Origin of the sequence: Stenotrophomonas maltophilia, from assembly GCF_047782825.1 — a bacterium.
GTDB lineage: Bacteria > Pseudomonadota > Gammaproteobacteria > Xanthomonadales > Xanthomonadaceae > Stenotrophomonas.
In genome coordinates this window covers 479,753-499,835 of sequence record NZ_CP180589.1, presented here as the reverse complement: position 1 = coordinate 499,835, position 20,083 = coordinate 479,753, and the positions used below count along the sequence as shown (strand labels likewise).

General features: G+C 67.0%; 16 protein-coding genes, 7 tRNA genes and 3 pseudogenes. 15 read left to right on the top strand and 11 right to left on the bottom strand.

Annotated elements, in window-relative coordinates:
• Positions 1-42: 42 nt before the first annotated feature.
• Positions 43-549, top strand: a complete 507-nt coding sequence (locus tag ACM2ZB_RS02345; RefSeq protein ID WP_313442847.1) for a hypothetical protein — start codon at positions 43-45, stop codon at positions 547-549.
• Positions 550-693: 144 nt separating this feature from the next.
• Here ACM2ZB_RS02345 and ptsJ read toward each other — a convergent pair whose 3' ends face one another.
• On the bottom strand, positions 694-1,980 hold the full coding sequence (gene ptsJ / locus ACM2ZB_RS02340) for a transcriptional regulator PtsJ (RefSeq protein ID WP_416057264.1): 1,287 nt from the start codon (positions 1,978-1,980) through the stop codon (positions 694-696).
• 75 nt (positions 1,981-2,055) lie between these two features.
• On the opposite strand from ptsJ, the gene ACM2ZB_RS02335 reads away from it, so the two are divergent.
• The 4 genes from ACM2ZB_RS02335 to ACM2ZB_RS02320 all read left to right on the top strand — a co-directional run bounded on the left by ACM2ZB_RS02335 (position 2,056) and on the right by ACM2ZB_RS02320 (position 4,741).
• Positions 2,056-2,829, top strand: a complete 774-nt coding sequence (locus ACM2ZB_RS02335; RefSeq protein WP_313442851.1) for a YggS family pyridoxal phosphate-dependent enzyme — start codon at positions 2,056-2,058, stop codon at positions 2,827-2,829.
• On the top strand, positions 2,826-3,539 hold the full coding sequence (locus ACM2ZB_RS02330; RefSeq protein ID WP_416057263.1) for a glutamine amidotransferase: 714 nt from the start codon (positions 2,826-2,828) through the stop codon (positions 3,537-3,539). Before ACM2ZB_RS02335 ends, ACM2ZB_RS02330 begins: the two co-directional genes overlap by 4 nt.
• A complete protein-coding gene (locus ACM2ZB_RS02325) occupies positions 3,539-3,763 on the top strand; it encodes a hypothetical protein (protein ID WP_313442855.1) in 225 nt (74 codons plus the stop codon). The genes ACM2ZB_RS02330 and ACM2ZB_RS02325 overlap by 1 nt, the downstream gene beginning before the upstream one ends.
• Before the next feature lie 255 nt (positions 3,764-4,018).
• On the top strand, positions 4,019-4,741 hold the full coding sequence (locus ACM2ZB_RS02320) for an energy transducer TonB family protein (protein ID WP_416057262.1): 723 nt from the start codon (positions 4,019-4,021) through the stop codon (positions 4,739-4,741).
• On the opposite strand, the gene ACM2ZB_RS02315 is transcribed toward ACM2ZB_RS02320, so the two are convergent.
• From ACM2ZB_RS02315 to ACM2ZB_RS02280, 8 genes and pseudogenes are all read right to left on the bottom strand, one after another.
• Positions 4,729-5,163: a RidA family protein gene (locus tag ACM2ZB_RS02315; protein ID WP_313442869.1), complete on the bottom strand. Its 435-nt coding sequence runs from the start codon at positions 5,161-5,163 to the stop codon at positions 4,729-4,731. The two genes, ACM2ZB_RS02320 and ACM2ZB_RS02315, sit on opposite strands and share 13 nt — an antisense overlap.
• 111 nt (positions 5,164-5,274) lie before the next feature.
• Positions 5,275-5,652: pseudogene (locus tag ACM2ZB_RS02310) on the bottom strand (lysine decarboxylase); the annotation flags it as partial.
• 195 nt (positions 5,653-5,847) lie between these two features.
• Positions 5,848-7,443 (bottom strand): annotated as a pseudogene (locus tag ACM2ZB_RS02305) (Orn/Lys/Arg decarboxylase N-terminal domain-containing protein); the annotation flags it as partial.
• A 140-nt stretch (positions 7,444-7,583) separates the two neighbouring features.
• Positions 7,584-8,936: an arginine/agmatine antiporter gene (adiC, locus tag ACM2ZB_RS02300; protein WP_313442874.1), complete on the bottom strand. Its 1,353-nt coding sequence runs from the start codon at positions 8,934-8,936 to the stop codon at positions 7,584-7,586.
• A 78-nt stretch (positions 8,937-9,014) separates the two neighbouring features.
• A pseudogene (locus ACM2ZB_RS02295) lies at positions 9,015-10,470 on the bottom strand (DcaP family trimeric outer membrane transporter).
• Between the two features lie 515 nt (positions 10,471-10,985).
• Positions 10,986-11,828, bottom strand: a complete 843-nt coding sequence (gene dsbG / locus ACM2ZB_RS02290; RefSeq protein WP_416057261.1) for a thiol:disulfide interchange protein DsbG — start codon at positions 11,826-11,828, stop codon at positions 10,986-10,988.
• A 30-nt stretch (positions 11,829-11,858) separates the two neighbouring features.
• Positions 11,859-12,662 carry a TlpA family protein disulfide reductase gene (locus ACM2ZB_RS02285; protein WP_416057260.1) on the bottom strand — a complete coding sequence of 268 codons (804 nt, stop codon included), beginning with the start codon at positions 12,660-12,662 and terminating at the stop codon, positions 11,859-11,861.
• A gap of 84 nt (positions 12,663-12,746) precedes the next feature.
• Positions 12,747-13,811: a GlxA family transcriptional regulator gene (locus ACM2ZB_RS02280; protein ID WP_313442882.1), complete on the bottom strand. Its 1,065-nt coding sequence runs from the start codon at positions 13,809-13,811 to the stop codon at positions 12,747-12,749.
• A 183-nt stretch (positions 13,812-13,994) separates the two neighbouring features.
• Between ACM2ZB_RS02280 and ACM2ZB_RS02275 the strand changes: the two genes are divergently transcribed.
• The 8 genes from ACM2ZB_RS02275 to ACM2ZB_RS02240 all read left to right on the top strand — a co-directional run bounded on the left by ACM2ZB_RS02275 (position 13,995) and on the right by ACM2ZB_RS02240 (position 17,894).
• On the top strand, positions 13,995-14,393 hold the full coding sequence (locus ACM2ZB_RS02275) for a heavy metal-responsive transcriptional regulator (protein WP_313442884.1): 399 nt from the start codon (positions 13,995-13,997) through the stop codon (positions 14,391-14,393).
• Positions 14,390-16,969, top strand: a complete 2,580-nt coding sequence (locus tag ACM2ZB_RS02270; protein ID WP_416057259.1) for a heavy metal translocating P-type ATPase — start codon at positions 14,390-14,392, stop codon at positions 16,967-16,969. Before ACM2ZB_RS02275 ends, ACM2ZB_RS02270 begins: the two co-directional genes overlap by 4 nt.
• Before the next feature lie 89 nt (positions 16,970-17,058).
• Positions 17,059-17,134 (top strand) — tRNA-Ala (locus ACM2ZB_RS02265).
• Between the two features lie 54 nt (positions 17,135-17,188).
• Positions 17,189-17,264: transfer RNA gene (locus tag ACM2ZB_RS02260), tRNA-Glu, on the top strand.
• 183 nt (positions 17,265-17,447) lie between these two features.
• Positions 17,448-17,523: transfer RNA gene (locus tag ACM2ZB_RS02255), tRNA-Ala, on the top strand.
• A gap of 49 nt (positions 17,524-17,572) precedes the next feature.
• Positions 17,573-17,648: transfer RNA gene (locus ACM2ZB_RS02250), tRNA-Glu, on the top strand.
• A gap of 46 nt (positions 17,649-17,694) precedes the next feature.
• A tRNA-Ala gene (locus tag ACM2ZB_RS02245) sits at positions 17,695-17,770 on the top strand.
• Positions 17,771-17,818: 48 nt separating this feature from the next.
• Positions 17,819-17,894, top strand: a tRNA-Glu gene (locus ACM2ZB_RS02240).
• Positions 17,895-17,988: 94 nt separating this feature from the next.
• On the opposite strand, the gene ACM2ZB_RS02235 is transcribed toward ACM2ZB_RS02240, so the two are convergent.
• Positions 17,989-18,405, bottom strand: a complete 417-nt coding sequence (locus ACM2ZB_RS02235; RefSeq protein WP_313443464.1) for a GNAT family N-acetyltransferase — start codon at positions 18,403-18,405, stop codon at positions 17,989-17,991.
• 76 nt (positions 18,406-18,481) lie between these two features.
• On the opposite strand from ACM2ZB_RS02235, the gene ACM2ZB_RS02230 reads away from it, so the two are divergent.
• Positions 18,482-19,438 (top strand): SOS response-associated peptidase family protein, encoded by a 957-nt coding sequence (locus tag ACM2ZB_RS02230; RefSeq protein ID WP_416057258.1) that lies wholly within the window; start codon positions 18,482-18,484, stop codon positions 19,436-19,438.
• A gap of 15 nt (positions 19,439-19,453) precedes the next feature.
• On the opposite strand, the gene ACM2ZB_RS02225 is transcribed toward ACM2ZB_RS02230, so the two are convergent.
• Positions 19,454-19,834 carry a response regulator gene (locus ACM2ZB_RS02225; RefSeq protein ID WP_313443468.1) on the bottom strand — a complete coding sequence of 127 codons (381 nt, stop codon included), beginning with the start codon at positions 19,832-19,834 and terminating at the stop codon, positions 19,454-19,456.
• A 138-nt stretch (positions 19,835-19,972) separates the two neighbouring features.
• On the opposite strand from ACM2ZB_RS02225, the gene ACM2ZB_RS02220 reads away from it, so the two are divergent.
• A tRNA-Leu gene (locus ACM2ZB_RS02220) sits at positions 19,973-20,058 on the top strand.
• Positions 20,059-20,083 lie beyond the last annotated feature (25 nt).

The following is a 20,083-nucleotide window of genomic DNA, read 5'->3' as shown; positions in this document are numbered from 1 at the left end:
CGCATCCGCTATTGTCACAACCTTCCAAGGAAGGAACACACGATGGCACGTGCGCTGCTGCTGACCACACTGGGGGTATCCACCCTCGCCCTGATCGTTTCCGGCTGGACCGCCTGGAACCTGCATCACAGCCAGTCACCGCAACGAGTGATCGAAGCCCGCGGCCTGGTCATCCACGATGAGAACGGCCAGGCCCGGGTAATCCTCGGCGCGCCGGTACCCGATCCCCTCAGCAAAGGCCAGGTGCAAGGGCCACGCGCAGCGGCACTGTCGGGCATGATCCTGCTGGGGCCGGATGGTTCCGAACGCGGCGGCTACGGCACCACCGACCGCGGCGGCGAAGCGCTGCTGACCCTGGACGATGCCAGCGGCAGGACCGAAGTGTTCAAGGTGGTCGCCAACCCCGACCGCGGTGCCAGCCTGATGGTCAAGCACCAGAACAACACCGGCGCCATGCTCACCTCATGGCAGGGCAAACCGGAACTGATGTTCCTGGACGACACCGGCCAGACCTACTACGTACGCCCAGGCGCCAACGCCGCGCCCTGACCTGCTTCTGTAGAGTCGAGCCATGCTCGACTTCCGCTTCTTCGCTCTCTGTAGAGTCTAGCCATGCTCGACTTCTGTTGGCAGAAGCCAGTCGAGCATGGCTCGACTCTACAACCCATACGAAGCAGTCGAGCAACCTCGACTCTACAACCCACACACCGCGGCCAGATCATCAGCCAGCTGCTGCAGCTGCGCCGGCCCCAGCGCCGCGCAGGTGATCCGCAGGCCATGCCCCGGCGCGGCCACCGCGAATACTTCACCGGCGCGCACATGCCACCCGCGCGATGCCAATGCCAGCACCTGCGCACGGCTGTCCGCCGGCAACGGCAACCAGAGATTCAAGCCCTCCATCGGCAGCGCCGTCTGCACGCCCCGCGCACGCAGCAGCGCCTGCAACGTCTGCAACCGCTGCTGGTAGCGCTCGCCAGCCACCGCGATCTTCGCCCGCTGCGGCGCCGATTCCAGAACACTGCTGGCCGCATCCTGCAGCAGATGGCTGACCCAGCCGGTACCGGCCGCCAGACGCAATCGCAGGCGCGCTGCCGTATCCGCATCGCACCCCAGCCATGCCACGCGCAGATCCGGTCCCAATGCCTTCGACAGCGAACGCAGCAACGCCCAGCGTCGGCCATCCTCCGGTAACACCGAGTGATAGGCCTGCTGCGAAAGCAGCGCGTAGTGGTCATCGATCAACACCGCTACCTGCGGGTAGCCGGCCAGCAGCTGCCGCAGCGCCCGCGCCCGTTTGCCATCCAGGCTGGCGCCCGTGGGGTTGTGCGCGCGCGGGGTCAGCAGCACCGCCCGTGCACCGGCATCCAGCGCCTGCCGCAATGCCTCCACCTGCATGCCATGCGCATCCACCGCTACCGGCAGCACCGCATGCCCACCGGCGGCCAGCACGTTCAGGCTGCCCAGGAAGCACGGATCTTCCACCGCGATCCGGTCGCCCGGAAGCAGCCACGCTGCCAGCAGGCGCTCGATGCCGTCGACCGCGCCATGGGTCAGCTCCAGCGCATAGCCGGCCGGGCAATGCGGGTCCAGCGATGCGCGCGCCAGCCGCTGCATGCGCGCGCCCACCGTGTCGGCCCCGTACAGCCGCGGGGGCGCCGCCTGCAGGCGCAGGGCCGGCAGCAGGCGGGGGTCCGGATTGCCCCCGGCCAGGTCATGCAGGGCCAGGCCCGGCGCACTGCCCTCGCGGGCCATGGCCGGCGCCAGTCCACGCACCACGGTGCCGCGGCGGCCAGCCGTACTGGCCAGGCCAGCCGCGTCCAGCCGCTTGTAGGCCGCCGCCACGGTATTGCGGTTGACCCCCAGCTGTTCAGCCAGATCGCGTACCGGCGGCAGCAGGCTGCCCGCCGCCAGGCGGCCACTGCCGATGCCCTCGCGGATGCTGTCGAAGATCGCTTCGGCACTGCGCCCGGTGATTTTCATTTTGTCCTATGCCAAAATATTGATCGTCCTGTGCCAGTGTATCCCACCCTGGCCACCCCGCACTGGAGGTCCCCCATGCCCCTTGCCGCCGCCGACTGGCCCGTCGCCCAGTCCGTCGAACAGATCGCCGCCAACCTGGCCACGGTGCGCCAGCGCATCGCCGATGCCTGCACCCGCGCTGGCCGCGACCCGGCCAGCGTGCGCCTGCTGCCGGTCAGCAAGACCGTCGACGAGGCACGCATCCGCATGGCTGTGGCTGCCGGTTGCCACGAACTGGGCGAAAACAAGGTGCAGGAGGCCCAGCGCAAGGCCGAAGCGATGGCCGACCTGGGCGTGCACTGGTCGGTCATCGGCCACCTGCAGACCAACAAGGCACGCTACGTGGCCCGCTTCGCCAGTGAATTCCAGGCCCTGGACAGCCTGCGCGTGGCCGAGGCCCTGCAGCAACGGCTGCAGCTGGAAGACCGCGTGCTGGATGTGTTCGTGCAGGTCAATACCTCGGCCGAGCCCAGCAAGTACGGGCTGGAACCCGACGCCGTCGATGCCTTCGTGCAGCAGTTGCCCGGCTTTGACCGCCTGCGCGTCCGTGGGCTGATGACCCTGGCCATCTTCACCCCCGAGGTGGAACGCGTGCGCGCCTGCTTCGTGCGCCTGCGCGACCTGCGCGACCAGTTGCAGCGCACCGCACCGGCGGGTATCGACCTGTCGCAGCTGTCGATGGGCATGTCGGGTGATTTCGAAGTCGCCATCGAAGAAGGCGCCACCGTGGTCCGTGTCGGCCAGGCGATTTTCGGCGCACGGGCCACGCCGGACAGCTTCTACTGGCCCAGCGCCGGGGAACCCGCATGACGAACGCTACCGGCAAGCTCGCGGTCGTCCTGCAGCACGTCGCCTTCGAAGACCTCGGCACGCTGCAGCCGCTGCTGCTGGCGCAGGGCTGGACCCTGCACGTGCTGCAGGCCGGCGTCGATGCGCTGGACCCGGCAGAAGCCGCCGATCTGCTGGTGGTGCTCGGCGGCCCGATCAGCGTCAATGACACTGCGGTCCATCCATTCCTGGCCGACAGCATCGCCCTGCTGCAGCGCCGCCTGCAGCAGCAGCGGCCGACGCTGGGCATCTGCCTGGGCGCGCAGTTGATGGCGCGTGGCCTGGGCGCCACGGTTGCTGCCAGTGGCGGCAAGGAGATCGGCTTCGCGCCGCTGCTGCTGACCGACGATGGCCAGCGTTCACCGCTGCAGGCGCTGCAGGGCATTCCGGTTCTGCACTGGCATGGCGAAGCCTTCGAGCTGCCGGCCGGTGCGCAGCGGCTGGCCAGCACCCCGGCTTGCCGCCACCAGGCCTTCGCCATCGGCCATCACGCGCTGGCGCTGCAATGCCACCCGGAACTGGATGCCCGCCAGTTCGAACGCTGGCTGATCGGCCATACCCTGGAACTGCACCAGGCCGGCATCGATCCCAACGACCTGCGCGCACAGGCCCGCCGCTATGGCGCCCCTCTGGCCGTTGCAGCCACGGCCATGTTCGAGCACTGGCTGAAGCAGCTGCCGGAGAACCCCTGATGCACTACCGTTTGACCATCCATCGCCACGGCCAGTACTGGGGCCAGTTCGACTGCGAAGGCCCCGCTGCCCTGCAGCACCTGGACGCCCTCGCCGCGCGCCTGCCCACCGAAGACGGCTTCCAGCTGCAGCGCCTGCAGGGCGTGGGCGAGGAACGCATCCTGTCCAGTGGCGCCGACGGCCTGCGCGTGCTGGCGGCGCAGATCCAGTACAGGCCGCTCTGAAGCGCCGGCATCAGGTGAGCCGCGGCCGCACACCTGGGCCGGTCGCCGTTTATGCAAATGATTCTCTTTTGCTGTAAGGTGCAGCCGCTGCCCTTGCCGCCGCGGGCCGTTCCCCTTCCAGACCGCCGCCCGCCCTGTGTCCACGCCTGTCGAAACGACGGTTGCCGCGCATCGGTGCGCCGCCCATGACCGGCCGCACTCTTGCCCGCAGCAACGCCCCCAGCCTGATCCACGACTTGATCGCGGTGCCCCGTGATGAGCGAGCGCAGCCGTCACTGGCAGGCCATCGCCATCAGCGTGGGTCTGCATCTGTTGCCGCTGTTGCTGCTGGTGCACTGGGTGTCACCCACGCCGCCACTGCCGCCACCCGAACAGGACATCCGCATCAGCCTGCGCCTGCTGGCGCCGGCCACGCCGCCGCGCCCCGTTGAAGAGCGCCACGCCGATACGCCCCGCCCGGCGCAGCAGGCCAGCGCAGCACGGCCCGCCCCTGCAACACCGCCGCCCACGCCGACCGCAGCGCGCGAAGGCGAACAGGCCGCCAGTGAAGCTGCAGGCAACGGCCGGCAACCCCTGTTGATCGCTCCGCCTGCGGCCGCGATCGACGCCCCACCTGCCTCGGCATCGATCGCGGCCGCGCCGCCCACTCCAGACGCCCCACCTGCGCAGACCCAGGCCGGCGCCGCCAGCGACCAGTGGGAAGCACGGTTGATGGCGCGTCTGCAGCGTTACCGCTATTACCCCGCCGCCGCACGCGCACGGCGCCAGGAAGGCACCGCGTGGGTGCGGGTGAGCGTCGACCGCAGCGGCCGTCTGCTGCTGCTGCGGCTGGAACAGTCCAGCGGCCAACCGCTGCTGGATGAAGCCGCCCTGCAGACCTTCCGCCGCGCCCAGCCGCTACCGGCTCCGCCCGACGAACTGAAGGCCCCGCTGGAACGCGTCGTGCCGGTGGAGTACTTCCTGCATCAAGCGGTGTAGGCCTCGGCCTCGATCTCGAACAACATGCCGTCCAGGGCCAGCCGCGGCACCGGAATCAGCGTGCAGGTCGGACCCGGCCGGTTCGCCCAGCGCTGCCGCACCTGGCGGGCGATGATGCCCAGGCGGTCCTCGTCATGATCGACCACCAGGATGCGCATACGCGCCACGTCGGCCAGGCTGGCCTGCGCTGAACGCAATGCGGTCTGCAGGTTGTCCAGCGCCTGCCCGACCTGCACCTCGAAGCTGGGCGACAGCTGGCCGTCCTCGTTCTCCCCGCCCTGCCCGGCGATATGGATCACGCGCGCGGGAAGCCTCACCACCGCTACGTGCGAATAACCGTTGGGGCTGGGGTCGTACAACCCGGGAACATCGAACACGTCCAACAGGCCATGGCTGGGGCCGGGGGTGGTCAACAGGTTCATCGCGCAAGCCTCGTGGGGAATGCGCCGCAGTCTGCGACCTCAACTCAAGTTGAGGTCAAGCATCATCGCTCCGTGGCGGCCGGACAGGGCCCGGCCGCACAGCCCGGAAGGTCAGGCCTTCAGCACCTCCACCCGGTAGCTGACGCCGTCCTCGCCGTGTTCGATGATCAACCCATGCACATCCGACTCGAAACCGGGGAAGCGCGCGTTCTGTTCGCGGGCGATGCGCAGCGACTGGATGATCGGTTCATCGCTGGCACCGAAGCGTTCGCCCGGCATGATCGTCGGGATGCCCGGCGGGTATGGCACCAGCATGGTCGCGGCAATACGGCCACTGAGCTGTTCGATGTCGACCCGCTCGATCTCGCCCTTCACCAGATGGTTGTAGGCATCGGCCGGGGTCATCACCGGGGTCGGCGGGTCCACGTACATCTCACGCATCACCTTGGCCACCGCGAATTCCTGGTTGAATGCGTGCAGCGCGTCGCACAGGTCACGCAGGCCCCAGCCGGCATAGGCCACCGGGTAGTCAGCGGCCAGCGTCGGCAGTGCCTGGCTCAGCGGCGCGTTGCGGTCATACAGTTCCTTGAAGGCCATCAGCTCGGTCACCAAGGTGCTCCACTTGCCCTTGGTGATGCCCATCGAGAACAGGAACAGCACCGAGTACAGGTTGGTCTTCTCCACGGTGATGCCGCGGCCCCACAGGAACTTGCTCAGCACCGCCGCCGGGATGCCCAGCCGGCCCATGCTGCCGTCCATCGACAGCCCCGGGGTCAGCAGGGTCACCTTGATCGGGTCGATCAGCACATAGTCGTCCACCAGGTTCTCGAACCCGTGCCAGTGCGCGTCCGGCTGCAGATACCACTCCTCGCGCCGGGCCACCAGCGGCGCCGGCGTATCGCCCTTGTCCAGGCTGCGCTCGACCTGGGTCGGCTGCCACACGCTGAACCACCAGTCGTTCCGGCCCAGATCATCGCGCACATGCAGCATCGCGCGACGGAAGGCGATCGCCTCGTCGTGCATTTCCTGCACCAGCGAACGGCCGGCATCGCCCTCCATCATCTTCGAGGCCACGTCGCAGGCAGCGATCACGCCGTAATGCGGACTGGTGGAGGTGTGCATCATGAACGATTCGTTGAAGCGCTCGGCATCCAGGTTGCGTTGTGCCGAGTTGCGCACGTGGATCATCGACGCCTGCGAGAAGGCAGCCAGCAGCTTGTGGGTCGAATGCGTGGTGAAGATGATCGCATCCTGCTCGCGCGGCTTGCCCTTGGCCATGCCGTAGTGGTTCTCGTAGAACGGATGGAACGCCGCGTAGGCATACCAGGCTTCATCGAAGTGCAGGAAGTCGACCGCACTGCCGATCTCGTCGGCGATTTTCTCGGCGTTGTAGCACAGGCCATCGTAGGTGGAATTGGTGACCACCGCGATGCGCGGCTTGGAGCCGGCGGTGTAGGCCTTGCTGGCCAGGGGATTGGCGGCGATGCGCTGCTGCAGTGATTCGGGGGTGAACTGGTCCAGGCTGATCGGGCCGATGATGCCGTGGGCGTTGCGACTGGGGGTGAAGTACACCGGCACCGCACCGGTCATGATCAGCGAATGCAGCAGCGACTTGTGGCAGTTGCGGTCGACGAACACCACATCGCCGCGGGCTACCGTGCCATGCCAGACGATCTTGTTGGCGGTGGAGGTACCGTTGGTGACGAAGAAGGTGTGGTCGGCACCGAAGTTGCGCGCGGCTTCCTCCTCTGCATCCTTGATCGGGCCGGTATGGTCCAGCAGCGAGCCCAGCTCCGGCACCGAGATCGACAGGTCGCTGCGCAGCGTATTCTCACCATAGAACTGGTGGAAGGCACGCCCCACCGGCGATTTGGTGAACGCCACGCCGCCGGCATGGCCCGGCGTATGCCAGGAATAGTTCGATTCGGCCGCGTGGTGGATGAGCGCCTTGAAGAACGGCGGCAGCAGGTTCTTCATGTAGTCTTCGGCCGCGCGCATGACCTGCCGTGCGATGAAGCTCTTGGTGTCCTCGAACAGGAAGATGAAGCCGTGGATGTGCTTGAGCAGCTTGCTTGGCACCTTCTCGATGGTGCGGCGCTCGCCGTACAGGAACACCGGCAGGTTGGCACGGCGCGCGCTCTGTTCGCGCAGGAAGGCGGTCAGCCGCTGGAACTCGCCATCCACCTCTTCGCTGCCATCGATGGAGATCAGCACCGCGGACGCGGCCACATAGGTGCGCGCACCGGCGCGCGCATCCTCCAGGTTCAGGCCGCACAGCACGCGCTGGTCACTGCCACGCAGTTCTTCCACCAGCGCGCGGATCAGGATGCCACCGATGCGCGGAGACTCGTAGTCGTTGTCGATGACGATGACCGGGTAATCCAGGGACTTGAAGTACACGTTGATTCTCCTTGTCGAACTCAGGAACGCTGGGCGCCGGCGGTGATGGCCGATGCCTCGCGGGCGCGCTGCCGCTGCTGGCGGCGCTCCTCGCTGAAGAAGGGATAGAACACGGTGATGAACAGCACGAACAGGAAGGCGTACTGCACGATGCTTCCCGACGAGCCGTAGATGGCCCACAGGCAGTACACGACCGTCAGGCTGGTCAGGGTCCAGAACGCACCGGTGTGCACCAGCGTGTGCGAGCGCTCAACCACGAAGTAACAGGCCACGCAGGAGTAGATGTAGGGCAGCAGGGTCAGCACCACTGCCGCCGAGGTGATCACATCGAACTGCGCCGAAGCCGTTTCCGACGTGGAGGTGACCAGCACCGCCAGGGTCATCAGCACGGCCACGATCAGCACGCCCTTCACCGGCACATCGTCCTTGTTGGTCTTGCTGAAGATGCTGGGGAACAGGCCGTCGTCCGACGCCGCCTTTGCGCTTTGTGCGGTCAGCAGGATCCAGCCACCCAGCGAACCGGCGGCACCGACGAAGGCACACAGGCTGACCACCGCGCCGCCCCAGCCACCCACGGCCTTGGCCGCCGCCAGTGCGAACGGCGCATCGGACGTCTGCAGCTCGCCGTTGGGCACCATGCCCATGATCACCGACGAACTGGCGATGTAGGCGATGGCGGCCAGGAACACGCCGGCCAGGGTGGCGCGGGCCACGTTCTTTTCCGGGTTCTCCACCACGCCTGCCGTCACCGATGCCGATTCCACGCCGATGAAGGCCCACAGGGTGAGCGCCGCCGCGCTGGAGATCGCACCGAAGTTCGATTCACCCGACACGTTGTAGGCGCCCTTGAAGATATCGGCATCGAAGAAGAACCAGCCGAAGATGGCGATGCCCAGGATCGGCACCAGGGCGAAACTGGTGGTGACCGTCTGTACCCGGCTGACGAAGGCCGGGCCGATCATGTTGGCGAAACTCAGCGCCCACACCAGGATGAGCACCGCGATGCAGCGCACCAGCGGCTCCGACAGGATCGGGAAGAAATAGCTGAAATAGCCCACTGCGGCGATGGGAATGGCAACGTTGCCGATCCAGTTGGCGAACCAGTAGATGGTGTTGGTCTGGAAGCCCATGTATGGGCCGAACCAGTCGCGGGCGTAGGCATAGGGGCCGCCCGCCTTGGGCGCCAGCTTGCCCAGCTTGGCGAACACGAAGGCCAGCAGCAGCGCGCCGGCCGTGGTGATCAGCCAGCCCCAGATCGACGCGGTGCCGATCTTGGCCAGGCTGGATGGCAACAGGAACACACCGGAACCCATCATGTTGCCGGCGACGAGGAAGGTGGCTCCAACCACCCCGATTTTCTTTGCTTCTGCCATGACACTCTCCTGAAGCGGGCATTGACCCGGCGGCGCCGGGCATGGGGACACGCTGCGCTGGCGTAACGCCGCTGGCGCCTACTTGATGAAGTTGTATTGCAGGCTGCCCTGCAGCCGGACCGTGTCGCCGCGTGCGCCGCTCTGCTGTTCCAGGCGCCCGTACAGCAGCTCCATGCCCATCGTCCAGGAGGGCGCCGGGCTCCAGATCAGGTTGAACACGCCGTAGCGGCTTTCGCGGAAGGCATCGGCCGCCAGTGCGCCATTCCGCTCCAGGGTCAACTGGCCGACGATCAGGTTCGAGCGCCACAGCTCGGACCAATAGTGTGTGTAGCCGACAAAACCACCGTGCAGGTCCAGCGCATCCAGCCGCCCATCGGCACCGACCACCGCGTCCAGGCCGGAGCCAGTGAGATCGGCGGTGTAACGGCTCAGCCCACGGCCACCCAGCACGCCGAACAGCAGCAGATCACGTTCGCCCACCGCCGCAGAACCACTCAGCTGCAGGCCGCCGCCCATGCGCCGGTCACGCGCGTCGGCACCGTCATAGGCCAGGCTGCGCGCTACCGCCCCCAGCTGCAGATGCCCCCAGTCGCGCTCCATGCGCGCGGTGATGCTGACATCGGGCAGGCGGTTCACCGCCGCCATCGCATCGCTGGCCCCGGCCAGTTCGGTATCCGGGTCCTCGGCGGCAAGGGTGAGCGCAGTGCCCTTGCCCACCGCGAAGCTGTGGTGGATCCCGGCCACCAGCAGGTAGCCAGCGCCCCCCCGGGCCGGCGAAGTCCAGCGTGTCGGGCAGGCTGTCCGGATCCATGAAGCTGGAATAACCGTAGCCTGCATAGGTGTTGCCCAGCTGGCCGTAGGCATGGCGCAGCCGGAACTGATAGCCGTCGCTGCTGCCGAAGAAGTCGTTTTCCAGGTAGAAGCGCAGGTTGCCGTGCGTGGTCGGCCGCCGCGCCTCGAAACTGAAACGCGTCTGCTTGGCGTGGATGTTGAAGTTGGAGACATCGCGGTGACTGCCACCCACCGGCATCGACGAGGGAATGAACTGGTCCTCGTCACCCGCCGCGCGCGAATCGGCGATGGCGTCGAGTTTGGCGTAACCACCGATGCGGATGACCGTGTCGGTCCCGGGAATGGCGAAGAAGCCCTTCAGGTCGGGATCGGTGGGGCCGGCGGCGCTGTCCGGTCGTGATGCAGCGGTGGACGGATCGGCCACCGAATCGCGCTGCGGCAACACGGGCGGCGCGACCCCGGGCACCTGCGTAGGGTGCAGCACCGAGGCGACCATGGACGTGGGCGATGTGGCCGGCGGCGCCGGAACTCGCGGGGCGGCAGACGCCGCCGGTGCTGTCACGGCAGCCGCATCAGCGCCTGTCTGGTGCTGCTCCAGCCGGTCCAGCCGCTGCTGCAGCCCCTGCAGCGTCTGCTGCATGGCATTGATCTCACGCCGCAGCGCCTGCGCGTCATCCTCGGCCTGCGCGGGCGTTGCCGCCAGCGCAGCCAGACAAGCCAGACTCAGAACCGCCAAGCGCATTGCATCCTCCTTGGGCGAACAATCGCGTAGCACTGCCGGCATGTGCGCGTGCGCCATCCCGACAGCGACCTGCCGTTGCTGGATTGCGGATACTGCGTCGGTGCCTGTCGGCAGCCTGCGCGTTGCAGGCAACAGGACGATGACATCGCCCTGCCCTTGCTGCCGTTGACCCGACTGCGGCTGCGCTGCCAAAGGGGTGGCGACCACAGGGGTCTGGGTAGCAACCGCTGGGTGAGAGTGTCGTGAATGACTCGGGTCGCACCTCTGTTCCAGGTGCGGTCGCGGGGCGGCATCCATCGCACGGTGACGCTGTATTCCATGCGTCAAGGCTAGTTCGGCTGTCGTTTTTGGCCTTGATTGCGATCAAGTCGCAATGCTTGATGTCAGTCACTATTCATACGTGACGGTGTGCGGCCCCGTGCGCAGGCATTTCCGGGCGCCGTGGCCGCAGAACGCAACAGGCCCGCATGTTGCCATGCGGGCCTGCGGCCTTCATCCACGGTAGCGGTTCGCGATCAACGCGGGCCCAGTACCTTCTGCAGGTCTTCGCCCTGCGGCAGGCCTGAAAGGCGCTGCACGATGCCATCGGCATCCTGGAACAGGATGCCCGGCGTGCCCTGGAAGCCCATCTCGATCATCAGCACCTGGTTGGCATCGAGCTTTCCGGCAATTTCGCGGCTGATGTTCGGCAGCGGCTTGATGCCACCGCGATCGAACTGGTGTTCGTTTTCCAGCAGCGCGGCGCTGGGATCACGTGCAGCCAGGATGGCCGCAGCCTTGGCCGGGCTGTCCTCGCGGATCACGCCCACCATGATGTGGCGCAGCTGCACCTTGCCGGCATCGACCCACGGCCGTGCGGCATCCCAGAACTTGTGGCAGTACGGGCAGTTGGCATCGCTGAAGGTATAGACCACGCGCGGCGCGTCGGCCTTGCCGTCACGGACCCAGGCGCTGCCTTCCAGCTTGCTCCACATCTTGGCCGACATCGGCACGGCAGCAAGCTTTTCCACGGCCTGTGCGGACACATCGTTGCCTTCGGCATCGAACAGGCTGCCGACCAGCACATGCTTGCCATCTGCGGTTACATAGGCCGCCGCCGGCTGCTGCCCACCCACCACGCCAGCGAAACCACGCAGGCCACCCGGTGCCTCGAACTCGGCCACCACTTCGAAGCCATGCTTCTCGATGCCCTTCAGGACAGCGGGCCGTTCACCCTTGCTGACCGCGGCCGGCGCGGTTGCGGCGGCATTGGCGGGGGCTTTGCCCGGCGGCGTCTGCGCCTGGCTGCAGGCGGTCAGGGCCAGCATCAACGGCAGTACCAGCAACGCCGGTGCGGTACGCAGGGAAATCGACAGCATGGGAACTCCAGAAATAAATGCCCGCGCAGGCTACCGCAGCCTGCGCAGTTTGTGTTCAAGACCGGCCTGGGTCAGTTCACCCAGATGCAGATCCTGCAGGCGCCCCTGAGCATCGAAGAACAGGGTCGAGGGATAGGCACGCACGCCCAGCGTGGTCGACGCGGCGGAGGGCTCGTCCAGCAGGACATCGCGCAGGCTCAGGCGTTCAGCGGCAAGAAAGGACTGGACCTCGTCCAGGCTTTCGCCCTGGTTGAGAAAGACGAACTGGACATCGGCATGCGCCTGCTGGGCGTGGGCCAGCACCGGCATCTCCCGGCGGCACGGCCCGCACCAGCTGGCCCAGAGGTTCAGCACCAGCGGCTTGCCACGGAACTGCTGCAGGTCCAGCACCCTGCCCTGCAGATCCACCACCTGCACCGCAGGCACCGGCAGGGCGTTGGCCTGCCAGCGGGCCAGCATGAGGGCCCCGCCCGACCACAGCAGTGCACCGGCCAGCGCGCTGCACAACACGGGCACCCGCAGTGATCGATGCTGGCGCAGGCTCCAGAGGCCCCAGGCCAGGGCCGCCGCGAACACCACCACGACGTGGTAACCGCCATCGGCGATCTGCAGCATGCTCCAGGGCGCGTCACGATAGAGCGCGAAATTGGCGACGATGAAGGACAGCCTGCCGCAGAGCAGCCCAATCAACAGCATGTCCAGCACCCGCCCTGCGCCAGAAGGCCGTGGCGGCACGGGCTGGCCGGAGGGCCATACCCGGGCCAGGCCCATCGCCAGCAACAGACTGATCAGTATCAGCACCACCGGCATCGGCACCGGTCCCACACTTGGCATTACGTCACCCGCACCACGTTCCAGAGCCCTGCATGGTCAAAGTGTCGTGCCCACGATGCAAGCACGACCCTCCAGCGAGCGCGATCAGGCTGCATCGCGCCGTGCCTGCGGCTCACTGGGCGTGGGCAGACTGCGCAGGTGCCCCGTCGCTGGCAGCGGGGGCCGCTCGCGGCGTGCGTTGCTGACATGACGCCGGTAGTTGGCGGGGGTCATCCCCACAATGCGCAGGAACAGACGGCGGAACGCGCTCTGGTCCGCATAACCCACACCCCAGGCCACTTCGTCGATGCTGGCGCCCTGCTGCAGCAGCGTCTGCGCCTTGGCCACCCGCAGGCGCTGGCAGTACTCGATGGGGCGCAGGCCCGTCGCCTTCAGGAAACGGCGCTGCAGGGTGCGCGGCTCCAGCCCGGAGATATCGCAGATGGCCGGCAACGTGGCCCCGCGTGCTGCCGTGGTATGCAGCCAGCGCTGGGCCTTGAGCACGTCGCGATCGCCATGGGCGAAGTTGGCGCTGAAGCGTTCCAGGTCCTGCTGGATGGCCACCGGCACGGAAATGCCCAGTTGCTGGGCCACTGCGCTGGCCACGCCCTGCCCGTGCAGGCGGTACAGCAGCCGCAGGCCCAGGTAGCGCCATGCCTGTGGGCCGGCAACGGTCAGCAGGTCGCCATCGTCCACCAGGGCGCGCTCGCTGGGTGCCCAGCTGGCGGACTGCACCTGCAGGCCGGGATGGCGCCGCAGATCGGGGCCGGACACGGTGCGCCCGGCCAGCAGGCCGGCACGCGCCAGCACCCCCACCCCATCGGCGGCCGCAGCCAGCAGGCTGCCGCCATCGTAATGCGCCCGCAACCAGTCCAGCAGCACGTCCTCGGCCCGCACCGCGATGCCCGGGCTGACCTGGACCGGCAGGGCGATCACCGCCGGAATGGCGGCATCCAGCATCTCGGCACCGGCGATACGGTGCACACCGGTATTGCTGGAAGGCACGATCCAGCGGGTGACCACCACCCGGGCGCAGTTGCGCCGCTGCTGTTGTGCAAGGCGGTTGGCCACATGGGCCATCTCTGCCAGTACTGATGCCGCCGAGGGGTCTCCCCCGGGGTATTCGACCACGGCAACTTCAACGAAACCTTCGTTCCTGAGTCCGTCCACAGCCTGTTTCCTCCATTCATCCAGGCCGCCGAACGGCCGGTCAAGGCGAAGGTTAGGAAGTGGTCCCACAGGACGGCTATGAAGAAAGTTGCAAAGTGTCCTGAATGGGGGGCAGGCACAAACCCTTGACTCTTGACCAGACTCCAGGGTTGACAATGGCCATCCACCTTCCAGGAGTGCGCCATGAACATTGGACAGCTGGCCCGCCAGGCCGGGGTGCCGATCGACACCGTCCGCTACTACGAGCGCCAGCAGCTGCTGCCCACCGCGGCGCGTTCGGCCGGGGGCTACCGCATCTTCGGCGAACAGGACCTGCGCCGCCTGCGCTTCATCCGCCGCGCCAAGGCGCTGGGCTTCAGCCTGGAAGAAATTGCCGAACTGCTGGCGCTGAGTGATCGCCACCAGCAGGACATGGGCAGCGTGCGCGGTACCGCGCAGGCACGCCTGGCCGATATCGAACAGCGCATGGCCGAGCTGCAGCGCATGCACGCCGCGCTGTCGCAGCTGGTGGACGCCTGCCCCGGCCATGGCGCACTGGAACAGTGCCCGATCCTGGCCGCGCTGACCGAGGACAACGCATGAACAACGGACATTCCCAGCACGGCACGCCCCCCACCGCCGGTGGCTGCTGCGGCGGCGCGAAGAAGACCGCCACCGTGAAGGACCCGGTCTGCGGCATGCAGGTGGACCCGGCCAGCACAGCGCATCACGCCACACACGCTGGCCGCGAGTGGCACTTCTGCTCGGCACGCTGCCGCGAGCGCTTCCTGGCTGATCCCGCCGCCTTCGACGGCAGCAGGCCCGTTGAAAGCGCGCCGAAGAAGGCCAGCGGCTGCTGCGGGGGGCACACGCCGGCCAGCGCCGGTGCCGCGACAGTGAAGGACCTGGTCTGCGGCATGGACGTGGACCCCGCCACCACGGCGCACCATGCCCATCACCAGGGCCAGGACTACCACTTCTGCAGCGGCGGTTGCCGGCAGAAGTTCATCGCCGATCCACAGCGCTATCTGGATCCGTCGTCCTACGTGGCGCCGGAGGTCCCGGCCGGCACGCTCTACACCTGCCCGATGGATCCGGAAATCGTGCAGGAAGGCCCCGGCACCTGCCCGATCTGCGGCATGGCGCTGGAGCCGATGATGCCCAGCCTGGACGAGGGCGAGAATCCGGAGCTGACCGATTTCCGCCGCCGCTTCTGGGTGTCGCTGCCGCTGAGCATCGCGACCATGGCGCTGGCCATGCTGGCGATGACGCCGCTGCTGCACGCGCTGTCGCCCACGCTGCGGGTCTGGATCGAAGGCGCGCTGGCCACCCCGGTGGTGCTGTGGGCCGGCTGGCCGTTCCTTGAACGCTGGGCACAGTCGATCCGCAACCGCAGCCCGAACATGTGGACGCTGATCGGCACCGGCGTCATCGCCGCCTATGGCTACAGCGTGGTGGCCACGGTGGCACCGGGCCTGTTCCCGCCCTCCTTCCAGCAGCACGGCCACGTGGGCGTCTACTTCGAAGCGGCGGCGGTGATCATTTCGCTCACCCTGCTGGGCCAGCTGATGGAACTGCGCGCACGGGCCAAGACCTCGGCGGCGATCAAGGCGCTGCTGGGCCTGGCACCGAAGACCGCGCGGCGGATCGATGCCGATGGCAGCGAGCATGACGTGGAACTGGCCCTGGTGAAGGCCGGCGATCGCCTGCGCGTCCGCCCCGGCGAAAAAGTACCGGTGGACGGCCGCGTGCTGGAAGGCCGCTCCACGCTGGACGAATCGATGCTGACCGGCGAGCCGGTGCCGGTGACCAAGCAGGCGGGCGACAGCGTGATCGGCGCGACCCTGAACGGTTCCGGCGCGCTGGTGATCGAAGCCGAGCGCGTGGGCGATGACAGCATGCTGGCGCAGATCGTGCAGCTGGTCGCGCAGGCGCAGCGCTCGCGCGCGCCGATGCAGCGCATGGCCGACAAGGTGGCGTACTGGTTCGTGCTGGCGGTGCTGGCGGTGGCCGCACTGGCGCTGTTGGGCTGGGGCCTGTTCGGGCCCGAGCCGTCATGGACGCATGGTGTGCTCAGCGCCGTGGCGGTGCTGATCATCGCCTGCCCATGTGCGCTGGGGCTGGCCACGCCCATGTCGATCATGGTCGCCACCGGCCGCGCCGCGCAGCACGGCGTGCTGTTCCGCGATGCCGAAGCGATCGAAGCACTGGGCAAGGTCGACACGCTGGTGGTCGACAAGACCGGCACGCTCACTGAAGGCCGCCCCGCCTTCGACGCCGTGCACGCGGCCACGGGATTCGACAGCACGCAGGTGCTGCAATGGGCCGCCAGCCTGGACCAGGGCAGCGAACATCCGCTGGCTGAAGCCATCGTGGCCGAAGCCCGCACGCGCGGCCTGCCGCTGCTGGCAGCCGATGATTTCGATTCGATCACCGGCCTGGGCGTACGCGGCCAGGTGGACGGCCGCACGATGTGGTTGGGCAACACTGCATTGATGGCCGAGCAATCGGTGTCGGTCGCCGCGCTGCAGGAACAGGCCGATGCGCTGCGCCGGCGCGGCGCCAGCGTGATGTACCTGGCCGTGGGCGGGCAACTGGCCGGCCTGCTGTCGGTGGCCGACCCGATCAAGTCGACCACCGCTGAAGCGATCGCCGCACTGCATCGCGACGGCCTGCGCATCATCATGGCCACCGGCGATGGGCTGCTGACGGCACAGGCAGTGGCATCCACGCTGGGCCTGGATGAAGTGCATGGCGAAACCCGTCCTGCCGACAAGGCCACGCTGGTGCAGCAGCTGCAGGCACAGGGGCGCATCGTGGCGATGGCGGGCGATGGCATCAACGATGCGCCGGCGCTGGCCAGTGCCAACGTGGGCATCGCCATGGGCACCGGCACCGACGTGGCCATGTCCAGCGCGCAGGTCACCCTGGTGAAGGGCGATCTGCGCGGCATCCTGCGCGCGCGCCAGTTGTCGCGTGCAGCCGTGCGCAACATGCGGCAGAACCTCGGCTTCGCCTTCCTCTACAACGGCCTGGGCATTCCAGTCGCTGCCGGTGTACTGGTGCCGTGGGGCATCACCCTGTCGCCGATGCTGGCGGCAGTGGCGATGAGCCTGAGCTCGGTATCGGTGATCAGCAACGCGTTGCGCCTGCGCGCGCAGCGCCTGCCGGGCAGCTGACATCGGCTTCGCAACGGACGTGAAGAAAAGTGCAACAAACGCTTGCCAACCCCCGGGGGCACAGCTATTATTTCGCTCCTCAGCGACGTGGGGCCATAGCTCAGCTGGGAGAGCGCCTGCATGGCATGCAGGAGGTCAGCGGTTCGATCCCGCTTGGCTCCACCAATCTTTCGGCATTAGGCCGTCGAAAGGTCGCTAAAGAACATTGATGAGATCTGCGTCCCCATCGTCTAGAGGCCTAGGACATCACCCTTTCACGGTGGCGACCGGGGTTCGAATCCCCGTGGGGACGCCACTCATCACGAACAACGAGGACCCGGCCGATAACCGGGTCTTTTTTGTTCACCGCCCACCGGCGTTCAGGTTGTGGCGTTGTGGTTCCCCTGCCCTTGTGGCCCTGGTGAATCACAACGAAGAAAGCGAAAAAAAAGCTTCCACAAAGGTGAATACGTTGGTAAGATAGGCGGCTCGGTAACACGGGGCCATAGCTCAGCTGGGAGAGCGCCTGCATGGCATGCAGGAGGTCAGCGGTTCGATCCCGCTTGGCTCCACCACTTTCGACATTAGGCCGTCGAAGGTTCTACAACTTGAAGTTTTTCGTGCGTCCCCATCGTCTAGAGGCCTAGGACATCACCCTTTCACGGTGGCGACCGGGGTTCGAATCCCCGTGGGGACGCCAGTTTCAAAACGGACCCTGCTCCCGGCAGGACAATCCGGAGTTTCATGGGGCCATAGCTCAGCTGGGAGAGCGCCTGCATGGCATGCAGGAGGTCAGCGGTTCGATCCCGCTTGGCTCCACCACTTTCGACATTAGGCCGTCGAAGGATCTACAACTTGAAGTTTTCGTGCGTCCCCATCGTCTAGAGGCCTAGGACATCACCCTTTCACGGTGGCGACCGGGGTTCGAATCCCCGTGGGGACGCCAATTCTTGAAGACCCCGGCCTCGGCCGGGGTTTTTCTTTGCCTGTCATTCCAGTAGATCCACGCCATGCGTGGATGAATGCCTGATGCCACGGACTCAGAACCGCCGATACATCCCGATCGATGCGGGCGCGGTCGGCGCAAAGCCGAACTGCGCATACAGGCGGTGCGCCTCGCCATCGGCCAGCAGGCTGACATACGCCGACGGCGGCAGGTTCGCCTGCATCCATGCATCCAGCCGACGCATCACTTCCTTGCCCAGCCCCCGCCCCTGCAGCCGGGGCAGTACCGCGATATCGCAGACCTGCAGGTGGCAGCCGCCATCGCCAACGATGCGCCCCATCGCCACCAGTTCGCTGCCCTGGTAAGCACAGACCCCGAACAGGGTGTTCGGCAACGCCCGCTCGGCTGCCTCGCGGGACTTCGCGCTCAGCCCGGCCAGCGCACGCAGCTGGCAGTAATCCTCGACGGTGGGTACGGCATCGCGGAACTGCGGCGTGATCGAATCGTTCATGCGGTATCTCCCTGGACTCGGGCTATCCTGCCGCAACCCCGTCGCAGCCGCTGCGAATACCACCAGCAGATTCCCCATGTGCTATTCCGCCCTGATCCGCGCCGACTACGCCAAGCTCGTCCGTGAGTACGGCGCCGTCCTGTCGCTGGAAGAATTCGCCGAGCTGTACGCACACGACCCCGGCAAGAAGCGGCCGAAGACACCCAAGGCCATGGACGATGGCTTTGCCGGCGCACGCACCGAACAGGGCCGCGACATCGTGGCGAAGATCCAGCAGTGGCATGCCGAAGAACAGCGGGCGCTGGAAGCAGAACTGGTGAAACAGGCCGAGCGCCGCGATATCGCCAATGCAACCCTGGCCACCCGCCCCACGCAGAAAGCGCGCAACGACCTGCGCGTGGCCGGCAACCGCATCGAGCGCGCGCAGGCACGCCTGGAGGATCTGCACCGCGCGCAGCTGCTGCCGCGCGACAACCGCATCTTCCCCGGCACGTATGCGCCGGTAATGGTCAGCGAAAACGGCAAGCGGGTCATCAAGCCGATGCGCTACCAGTGCCGCCTGCCGGACAAGCCTGCACGCAACGACGTGCTGTACCCGGGCACCTACAACGCGCGCCGCGACAGCCTGGAAGGTTATTGGCGCGGCGCCTTCGGCCTGCGCCATGGCGTGGTGGTGGTGCGTGCCTTCTACGAACACGTGCCGCGCCACGCCATCGCCGGGCGCAGCCTGGGGGCCGAAGAAAAGGAACAGGACGTGGTGCTGGAATTCCGACCCGATCCACCCAGGGACCTGCTGCTGGCCTGCCTCTGGGCCGAATGGGAAGGCCCCGAAGGCCGGCTGCTGTCGTTCGCGACGATCACCGATGCACCGCCGGCCGATGTTGCCGCTGCCGGCCACGACCGCGGCGTGGTACCGATCCGCACGGAACACCTGGATGCCTGGCTCAACCCCGATCCGGACCAGCTGGCCACGCAGTACGCGATCCTCGATGACCGCGAGGACCTGCGTTATGTATTCGAAGAGGCGGCCTGAGCCGGCAGCCCGAGATCAGGCCTGCGCGTTGGAGCAGTCGACCGCGCGTACCAGCGCCCTGGACAGATCCACCGACAGGTAGGGCTTGACCAGCAGCACGCCGCCGCGCATCGCCGCCGGCACCTGTTCGGCGGTCATGCCGGTGGCCAGCACGAAAGGCACGCCACGCGCCGCCAGGGCTGCGGCCACCGGTTCGCTGGTCTCGTTGCGGGCCAGCCGGTAATCCAGCAGGGCAACGTCCGGCGAGGTCTCGGCCAGCAGGCACAGGGCTTCGGCAACCGTAGCAGCCAGACCGACCACCCGCGCACCCGCCTGCACCAGCTGCATCTGCAGCAGGGCCGCGCTCATCTCGTCGTTCTCGACCACCAGTACCCGCAGATCCTGCAACGCCGTCATGCGCCCTCGCTCCCGCACCTGTTAAGCCAGCCCAGTATAGCCATCACCCAGCCAATACCGACAAAGCAAGGGGTTTCTGGCCCGTTCTACGGCACCTCTATGAACCTCCGGCGGGCTCGGTTACACTAGCCCGCTGCTGCCGGTGTGGCGGAATGGTATACGCAGCTGACTCAAAATCAGCCGGGGGTAACCCCATGAAGGTTCGAGTCCTTTCACCGGCACCATCGCATCAAAGGCCAGGTCATCGAC

Excerpts from the sequence above, each read along its gene's own strand:
- ACM2ZB_RS02330 (WP_416057263.1), top strand. The coding sequence starts at position 2,826 with ATGACGAACGCTACCGGCAAGCTCGCGGTCGTCCTGCAGCACGTCGCC.
- dsbG (WP_416057261.1), bottom strand. The coding sequence starts at position 11,828 with ATGCTGTCGATTTCCCTGCGTACCGCACCGGCGTTGCTGGTACTGCCG.
- ACM2ZB_RS02285 (WP_416057260.1), bottom strand. The coding sequence starts at position 12,662 with ATGCCAAGTGTGGGACCGGTGCCGATGCCGGTGGTGCTGATACTGATC.
- ACM2ZB_RS02225 (WP_313443468.1), bottom strand. The coding sequence starts at position 19,834 with ATGACGGCGTTGCAGGATCTGCGGGTACTGGTGGTCGAGAACGACGAG.
- ptsJ (WP_416057264.1), bottom strand. The coding sequence starts at position 1,980 with ATGAAAATCACCGGGCGCAGTGCCGAAGCGATCTTCGACAGCATCCGC.
- ACM2ZB_RS02230 (WP_416057258.1), top strand. The coding sequence starts at position 18,482 with ATGTGCTATTCCGCCCTGATCCGCGCCGACTACGCCAAGCTCGTCCGT.
- ACM2ZB_RS02345 (WP_313442847.1), top strand. The coding sequence starts at position 43 with ATGGCACGTGCGCTGCTGCTGACCACACTGGGGGTATCCACCCTCGCC.
- ACM2ZB_RS02315 (WP_313442869.1), bottom strand. The coding sequence starts at position 5,163 with ATGAACCTGTTGACCACCCCCGGCCCCAGCCATGGCCTGTTGGACGTG.
- adiC (WP_313442874.1), bottom strand. The coding sequence starts at position 8,936 with ATGGCAGAAGCAAAGAAAATCGGGGTGGTTGGAGCCACCTTCCTCGTC.
- ACM2ZB_RS02335 (WP_313442851.1), top strand. The coding sequence starts at position 2,056 with ATGCCCCTTGCCGCCGCCGACTGGCCCGTCGCCCAGTCCGTCGAACAG.
- ACM2ZB_RS02270 (WP_416057259.1), top strand. The coding sequence starts at position 14,390 with ATGAACAACGGACATTCCCAGCACGGCACGCCCCCCACCGCCGGTGGC.
- ACM2ZB_RS02275 (WP_313442884.1), top strand. The coding sequence starts at position 13,995 with ATGAACATTGGACAGCTGGCCCGCCAGGCCGGGGTGCCGATCGACACC.
- ACM2ZB_RS02320 (WP_416057262.1), top strand. The coding sequence starts at position 4,019 with ATGAGCGAGCGCAGCCGTCACTGGCAGGCCATCGCCATCAGCGTGGGT.
- ACM2ZB_RS02325 (WP_313442855.1), top strand. The coding sequence starts at position 3,539 with ATGCACTACCGTTTGACCATCCATCGCCACGGCCAGTACTGGGGCCAG.
- ACM2ZB_RS02235 (WP_313443464.1), bottom strand. The coding sequence starts at position 18,405 with ATGAACGATTCGATCACGCCGCAGTTCCGCGATGCCGTACCCACCGTC.